We start from the raw sequence: 6,203 nt of genomic DNA on the forward strand, positions 1-6,203 counted from the left end.
ACGAAGACATCACGGTCGAGCGGCTGGCTATCCTCGCCGGATTGTCTCGTGTGCATCTGACGCGGGCATTCGCCAAGAGCATGGGCGTGCCCCCTCACACTTATCTGAACATGGTGCGCCTGCGTCATGCGCAGAGAGCGCTGTTAAGTGGGCAGGGGCTTGCCGATGCGGCCCTATCCTCCGGTTTTGCAGATCAAAGCCATTTCAATCGACGTTTCAAGGGCAGCATCGGCTTGGCGCCTGGGGCATGGCTGAAACAAATGACGGGCAGTCGTTGAATGTCGATAGTGCCGTGTGTGGCATGCGGCTTAACCCAGGCACTGAGGTCGTGAGTATGTCTCGAACCGATAAGCGGGAAGCGCAGCTTGAGGCGACCGAGGGTTTATTGCTGGCTCTGCTTGAGCAAGTGTTGCCGCGGATCGTTGATTCGGGCGAGATGCTTTTCTACCACGCAGATTTTATGCCTCTGGCCGAGCAAGCTCGGTGGCTTCCTCCAGAATGCGAAGTGCTTTTACCCCTGGTCAAAGACTCGATGGTGCTTCGCCATGAGCTGGGCTTGGCTGTCTCCGGTTCGATGGGTGAACTATATCTATCGGCTTGTAGAGAGGCGGCAGATGTCGATAACGAGCATCGCCGTGGTCCGCGTCGGCTTGCCGCCTGGTTGCTTGGCGAACTGGATCCAGGCATGGCGTTTAAGCGGCTGCGCTAGTACATGAGGCTCCGCTTGCTGCGAAGTATATTTTTCTCGTCGAAAACGAACACGGCATCAGGGCAGGTGGTCGTGCGGGCCAGCGGTGCTGTCGATCAGCAAGTTTTATTTTGAGGCATGTATGAATCTCGCTACCGTCGAAATCAAGGCTTTCGTACCCGCGAGGGATCTCGAACTATCCAAGCAGTTTTACCTTGCGCTTGGCTTCGAGGTGCCGTGGTCATCCGACGGCCTGGCCTATGTGCGTCATGGCAACACGAGCTTTTTGCTGCAGGCCTACGATCATTCGCAGTTCATCAACCAATTCCAGATGCATCTGTTGGTCGAGCATGTGGATGACTGGCATGCCATGGTGATCGCTGCCGGTGTCGTCCAGCGTTTTGCCGCTCGCGTGGATGCTCCGCAGGACCAACCCTGGGGCATGCGGGATTTTCCATTGTTCGATCCCAGTGGCGTGCTCTGGCGCATCGCCCAGAACATCCCTGTGGCTGCGTAGTCGAAGTGGCAGGTGCCGGCGAGGTGGCCTGCCACTTCCGTTTGTCATCAGGCGGCGAGGGTGGCCATGTCGATGACGAAGCGATATTTCACATCGTTCTTGATCAGTCGCTCGTAGGCTTCGTTGACTTGATCGATACGCACCATTTCGATATCCGAAACGATGTTGTGCTTGGCACAGAAATCGATCATCTCCTGGGTTTCCGCCATACCGCCAATGGCCGAGCCGGAAAGCTTCTTGCGGCCGAACATAAAGGCGACGCCTTTCAGCGGCGGGTCCAGGTCGGTCAGTACGCCGACCAGCACCATGCTGGCCTCGCGGGTCAGCAGGGCCATATACGGATTGAGATCGTGCGAGACCGGCACCGTATTGAGCAGGAAGTCGAAGCTGTTCGCGTGCTTGGCCATGGCCGCCGCATCGGTGGACAGCAAAACTTCATCGGCACCGAGCCGCTGCGCATCGGCGGCCTTGCTCATCGAGGTGGTAATCATCACCACGTGGGCGCCCATTGCCTTGGCGAACTTCACGCCCATATGGCCCAGCCCGCCCAGGCCGATCACGCCGACCTTCTGGCCGGGCCCCACCTTCCAGTGGCGCAGTGGTGAGTAGGTGGTGATGCCGGCGCAAAGCAGCGGCGCCACGGCCTTGAGATCCATGCTGGCGGGAATACTGACGACAAAGCGCTCGGGGGTCACGATGGTTTCGGAATAGCCACCGAAGGTGAGCTGTTCGCTGCCGCGCTCTTTGGCGTTGTAGGTCCAGGTGGCGCCCTGGTCGCAGTACTGCTCTAGCGACTCTTTGCAGGCCGCGCATTCGCGGCAAGAGTCGACCATGCAGCCGACGCCGGCGAAGTCGCCGACCTTGAGCTTGGTCACCTTGGAGCCCACGCGGGTGACCCGTCCGACGATTTCGTGGCCCGGCACCATCGGGAACAGCGCGCCGCCCCAGTCATCGCGGGTCTGATGCAGGTCGGAGTGGCAGATGCCGCTGAAAAGAATCTGGATCTCGACGTCGTCATCGCCCGGTTCGCGGCGTTCGAAGGTAAAAGGCACCAAGGGGGAGGTGGGGGTATGGGCTGCGTAGCCGCGAACAGTGGTCATGGACATATCTCCGGTGGACTGACCAGGAAAGTCTGGGGCCAGCAGGTGATTCTGGGTATCCAGATCCTGCGGATTTTTTGCCTGATTCTGCAAAACTTGGCACGGTGAGTGTTTGCGAACAGGCATACTACGGTGCAGGTCATACTGCGATGGACGCTATGGAATCCCACTCTCCCAGCCTCGCCATGGCCGCCATGTCGGCCGAACTCAGCGAGATCATCGCTCGTTACGCGCCGATCGATGGCGATCACCCCACAGCGTTGCCACTGCTTACCCTGTACCGGCACTCGCAGATCGGCGACCTGCCGTGTGGCATGAGCCGGCCGGCGCTCATCATTGCGGCGCAAGGGGCCAAACGCATTATTGCCGCCGGTGAAGGCTACGATTACGACGCCAGGCATTGCCTGATCACCTCGATCGACCTGCCGGTGATGTCGCGGATCACCCAGGCCAGCACCGCCCAGCCGTATCTATGCATGGCGGTGTCGCTGGATCTAAGACAGATTGCCGCGCTGATGGTCGACATGGGCCGGCCGCGCTCCGAATCGCTTCCGATCGGCCGTCCGATTGCCGTGGGCAGCCTCTCGGCTCGTTTGCTCGATTCTGCACTTCGGCTGGCGCGCTTGCTTGATCATCCTAACGAGATTCCGGTGCTCGCACCCCTGATTGAACGGGAGATGCTGTTTTTGCTGCTCAGCGGCGAGCACGGCAGGCGTCTGGGGCAACTGGCCGCTGGCGATAGCGGCAGCAGCAAGATCGCGCGGGCGATCGACTGGTTGAAAAACCACTACGACAAGCCGTTAAGCATCGACGAGCTGTCGCAGCGGCTCAATATGAGCGTCTCGTCGCTGCATCACCATTTCAAAGACGTCACCTCGATGAGCCCGTTGCAGTATCAAAAGCAACTGCGTCTGCACGAGGCGCGCCGCATACTGCTTGGCCGCGATACGGATGTCGGCACGGTGGCCTTGCGGGTGGGTTACGACAGCCCCTCGCAATTCAGTCGCGAATACAGCCGTCTATTCGGAGAGCCGCCCTTGCGAGATATTTCGCGGATTCGCGCGGCGGGGTCAGTCAGCTAGTCGAGCTACCCGCCGTCGCCGTTCTTTGGCGATCCACGCAGCGCAAGAAATAGCTATGGCGCGGCGAAAACACCCATTGGTGCACTTCACTCAAGTGTTAGAGGTCACCGACAACGCGGGCCAGTGTCTGCGTTAGACTTTTAACAGCCCCTTGCCGGGATCAAACACTACCGTGTTCGGAGACGATCATGCGTTACGACGGAAGCTGTCACTGTGGCCACGTTGCGTTCCAGGTTGAAGGCTCGCTCGATGGCGCCATGTCTTGTAACTGCTCCATCTGTCAGCGCAAGGGGACACTTATGTGGTTTGTTCCCCGGGAACAACTGCATCTGCTGACGCCCGATGAGAACGCCGCCAGTTACACGTTCAACAAGCACGTCATCAAGCACCGCTTCTGCCCCAAGTGCGGGATGCATCCGTACGGCGAAGGCGTCGACCCGCAGGGTCATGCCATGGCCGCCGTCAATATTCGCTGTCTTGAGGGCGTCGAGCTTGAGCAGATTCCCGTTACTTTCTTCAATGGACGCGCGCTCTGAGGGCCGACATGTCGCAACGTTTCACCGAAGCCGTGCTGATTCATGCGCCCGCCGAGGTGGTATGGGAGTGCTTGACCGGCACAGAACATATGCGGGAGTGGATGGGCGAGGCGGGGATGATGATCGAGGTCGAGACCGACTGGCAGATCGGCGGCCCGATCATCGTGCGCGGACGTCATAGCGGACGTTTCGAGAACCGGGGTATCGTGCTGGCATTCGAGCCGCAGAAAACACTTGCTTATACCCATCTCAGCTCACTGTCTCGCTTGCCAGACCAAGCGCAGAGTTACACCACGATGGAGTTCAGTCTGGGTGCCGTGGGTCACGACACCCGCCTGACGCTGCTGGCCAGCGATTTTCCGACGCCCACTATCCTCAAGCATTTGCAGTTCTATTGGGCAGGGACGCTAAGCATGCTGAAGCGGTACGCGGAACAGCGTGGGCCGCGTGGCGCGGCTGCACAAGCTGCCAGCGATTCGTCCGAGCGAACGCCGGGCGGCGTCTCTTGACGCGATAATCCGCTTCGCTGGTTTGCTGTTTGGGCGGCATGTTGATGCCTTGCTGCCGTGGGTATCGAAAGCAACAAGTCGGGCAAGCGCGTCAACGCGCGTCGCCGATGTGCTTGCCGCCCATCAGCCGCTGGGTTTCCTGATTCTCTACCGCATGGCATCGAAGCGCCCTGTCAGGACTGCAGGACGCTTCGATGCAGAGTGCATGGATTGCGGTTATCCAGTACGGCGGATAGATACATTGCAACGGCTTTTGCATGCGATCGCCGCTACTGGATCGTCAGGTAGTAAGTGAACGTATTGGTCACGCCCATGGCGCTGGTAGTTGTACGCACGATGGTGTGCATGCCAGGCGATAACGGGCGGAACATCATGTACCAGCCGTTGGCGACCACGGGCTGCCAGTTGCTGGTGATGCAGGTGTCGAACGTCGGCTGCAGGCTGGGGTCGCCCTTGAGTGAGAACACATTCTCCGAAATATAGTGATAGTCCAGCGCATCGCGCACCGGCCTGCCGTCCAGCGTGACGTCGAGCGAGGCTGTCATCAGATACGTCTTGCTGTCGGCAACCAGGAAGTCATACAGCGACTGGCCGGGTTTCGGGCCGAAGTTTGGGTCGGGGCAGGGATAGGTATCGCTGACAAATTGAATCATCAGCAAGATCGCCTTGTCGCGCGGGATAGTGCATGCGCGGGTAAAACTTCCGGCCATCGATGAGGCAATCGGTGCCAGGAACCAGACCGGGCCGTGTTGATCGACGCTGCAGTTGGCGCCGGTGGGATCAAGGAACGGATTATTGTCCAAAGGCTGCGCGTAAATCCATTGCACCGAACGATCGCCCCAACCATCGATACTTTTATCGAAGGGGCGCGACTCTTTCGGGTACAGCATGGGGTTCCGCTCGTGACCGAAATCGGCGGAGAAAGGTTCGCTGGCATTCGCCGCGGCGATGGTGCCGCAGGCTATCAGCAGGCTGCAAAGTGTCTTGTACATACGATTCTCCATGTGGCGCGGGGCATGGAAAACACCGATGTGGGGGCGGTGTTGGCGGAGCTTGCCGAAAGCTCTCCCAGGCAAGTGGGCTCAGCTTCGCGCGCTGGCCGCGTCCGGCGCTTCCAGAAACGTGCGGGTCCATCGGCGGGCATCAGCGCGGGTTGGCTGACCGCTTGCGGCCGCTGCCACAACAAGGCCCTCAGCGCTTCCAGAATCGTGCTGTACGCGCCGGACCAACGCCATTGGCCGTATCCAGGCGTATCCGGGCGTATGATCGGCGGCGGATGTTGGCATTCTCTCGGGGGTACGCCTATGTCGATGATGCAGACCTTGTTGCGGTCGTCGCACTTCATGGTCATTGATCATGTCTGCAAGCAGCCGCGGGTCGATTGCGGTCACGTCCCCGGTGGTGAATCGGCGCGACTCATCTTCACCCGGCGCGGTTCGTTTGCCATGCATGTGGATGGCAGAACGTACTTCGCGCGGCCGGGCCAGGCACTGCTATTGAATAAGCATGTCGAATGCCGCGTCTCGCATCCCGAGGCTGAAGGTTGCGACTGCTGTATCGATATGTCGCTGGATGACGCGGCCATCGAGATGCTGGGCATCGCCGATGCCACCGTCCAGCCATGCCAGGAATTCACCCACGATTTGCAGTTCCAGAAAGCCCATGTGGCGATGCTGCGGGGTCTTCAGCATGGCAGTGACGGCGTACAAGACACTGAGGAACTGTTGCTGGATACCGTCGATCATTTGCTGCATGCGCATGCAGCCATTCG

9 protein-coding genes are annotated in these 6,203 nt (G+C 59.6%); 7 read left to right on the forward strand and 2 right to left on the reverse strand.

Going from position 1 to position 6,203, the window contains the following annotated elements; genetic code table 11:
- The 3 genes from OUZ52_RS21810 to OUZ52_RS21820 all read left to right on the forward strand — a co-directional run.
- Positions 1-278: helix-turn-helix transcriptional regulator (locus tag OUZ52_RS21810; protein ID WP_266160700.1), on the forward strand; the 278-nt coding region annotated here is incomplete at its 5' end.
- 56 nt (positions 279-334) lie between these two features.
- Complete coding sequence (locus tag OUZ52_RS21815) at positions 335-709, forward strand: hypothetical protein (protein ID WP_266160702.1); 375 nt, start codon at positions 335-337, stop codon at positions 707-709.
- Between the two features lie 121 nt (positions 710-830).
- Positions 831-1,205 (forward strand): VOC family protein, encoded by a 375-nt coding sequence (locus OUZ52_RS21820; protein WP_266160705.1) that lies wholly within the window; start codon positions 831-833, stop codon positions 1,203-1,205.
- A gap of 47 nt (positions 1,206-1,252) precedes the next feature.
- Here OUZ52_RS21820 and OUZ52_RS21825 read toward each other — a convergent pair whose 3' ends face one another.
- Positions 1,253-2,305, reverse strand: coding sequence for an NAD(P)-dependent alcohol dehydrogenase (locus tag OUZ52_RS21825; protein WP_266160707.1), 1,053 nt, complete (start codon positions 2,303-2,305; stop codon positions 1,253-1,255).
- A 158-nt stretch (positions 2,306-2,463) separates the two neighbouring features.
- On the opposite strand from OUZ52_RS21825, the gene OUZ52_RS21830 reads away from it, so the two are divergent.
- The 3 genes from OUZ52_RS21830 (at position 2,464) to OUZ52_RS21840 (ending at position 4,432) form a co-directional block, all read left to right on the forward strand.
- A complete protein-coding gene (locus OUZ52_RS21830) occupies positions 2,464-3,387 on the forward strand; it encodes an AraC family transcriptional regulator (RefSeq protein WP_266160708.1) in 924 nt (307 codons plus the stop codon).
- A gap of 188 nt (positions 3,388-3,575) precedes the next feature.
- Positions 3,576-3,923, forward strand: a complete 348-nt coding sequence (locus OUZ52_RS21835) for a GFA family protein (protein ID WP_266160709.1) — start codon at positions 3,576-3,578, stop codon at positions 3,921-3,923.
- A gap of 8 nt (positions 3,924-3,931) precedes the next feature.
- Positions 3,932-4,432, forward strand: coding sequence for an SRPBCC family protein (locus OUZ52_RS21840; RefSeq protein WP_266160710.1), 501 nt, complete (start codon positions 3,932-3,934; stop codon positions 4,430-4,432).
- A 269-nt stretch (positions 4,433-4,701) separates the two neighbouring features.
- Here the strand turns inward: OUZ52_RS21840 and OUZ52_RS21845 are convergent, their stop codons facing one another.
- Positions 4,702-5,322, reverse strand: a complete 621-nt coding sequence (locus OUZ52_RS21845; RefSeq protein WP_266160711.1) for a hypothetical protein — start codon at positions 5,320-5,322, stop codon at positions 4,702-4,704.
- A gap of 12 nt (positions 5,323-5,334) precedes the next feature.
- On the opposite strand from OUZ52_RS21845, the gene OUZ52_RS21850 reads away from it, so the two are divergent.
- Positions 5,335-6,203 (forward strand): AraC family ligand binding domain-containing protein (locus OUZ52_RS21850; RefSeq protein ID WP_266160712.1); only part of this gene is annotated, 869 nt, incomplete at its 3' end.

The sequence above is a fragment of the Dyella silvatica genome, from assembly GCF_026283955.1.
Classification (GTDB): Bacteria; Pseudomonadota; Gammaproteobacteria; order Xanthomonadales; family Rhodanobacteraceae; genus Dyella_C; species Dyella_C silvatica.

Bases quoted from the DNA above. Each gene is read 5' to 3' on its own strand.
- OUZ52_RS21820 (WP_266160705.1), top strand. From the start codon at position 831: ATGAATCTCGCTACCGTCGAAATCAAGGCTTTCGTACCCGCGAGGGAT.
- OUZ52_RS21825 (WP_266160707.1), bottom strand. From the start codon at position 2,305: ATGACCACTGTTCGCGGCTACGCAGCCCATACCCCCACCTCCCCCTTG.
- OUZ52_RS21840 (WP_266160710.1), top strand. From the start codon at position 3,932: ATGTCGCAACGTTTCACCGAAGCCGTGCTGATTCATGCGCCCGCCGAG.
- OUZ52_RS21835 (WP_266160709.1), top strand. From the start codon at position 3,576: ATGCGTTACGACGGAAGCTGTCACTGTGGCCACGTTGCGTTCCAGGTT.
- OUZ52_RS21830 (WP_266160708.1), top strand. From the start codon at position 2,464: ATGGAATCCCACTCTCCCAGCCTCGCCATGGCCGCCATGTCGGCCGAA.
- OUZ52_RS21845 (WP_266160711.1), bottom strand. From the start codon at position 5,322: ATGCTGTACCCGAAAGAGTCGCGCCCCTTCGATAAAAGTATCGATGGT.
- OUZ52_RS21815 (WP_266160702.1), top strand. From the start codon at position 335: ATGTCTCGAACCGATAAGCGGGAAGCGCAGCTTGAGGCGACCGAGGGT.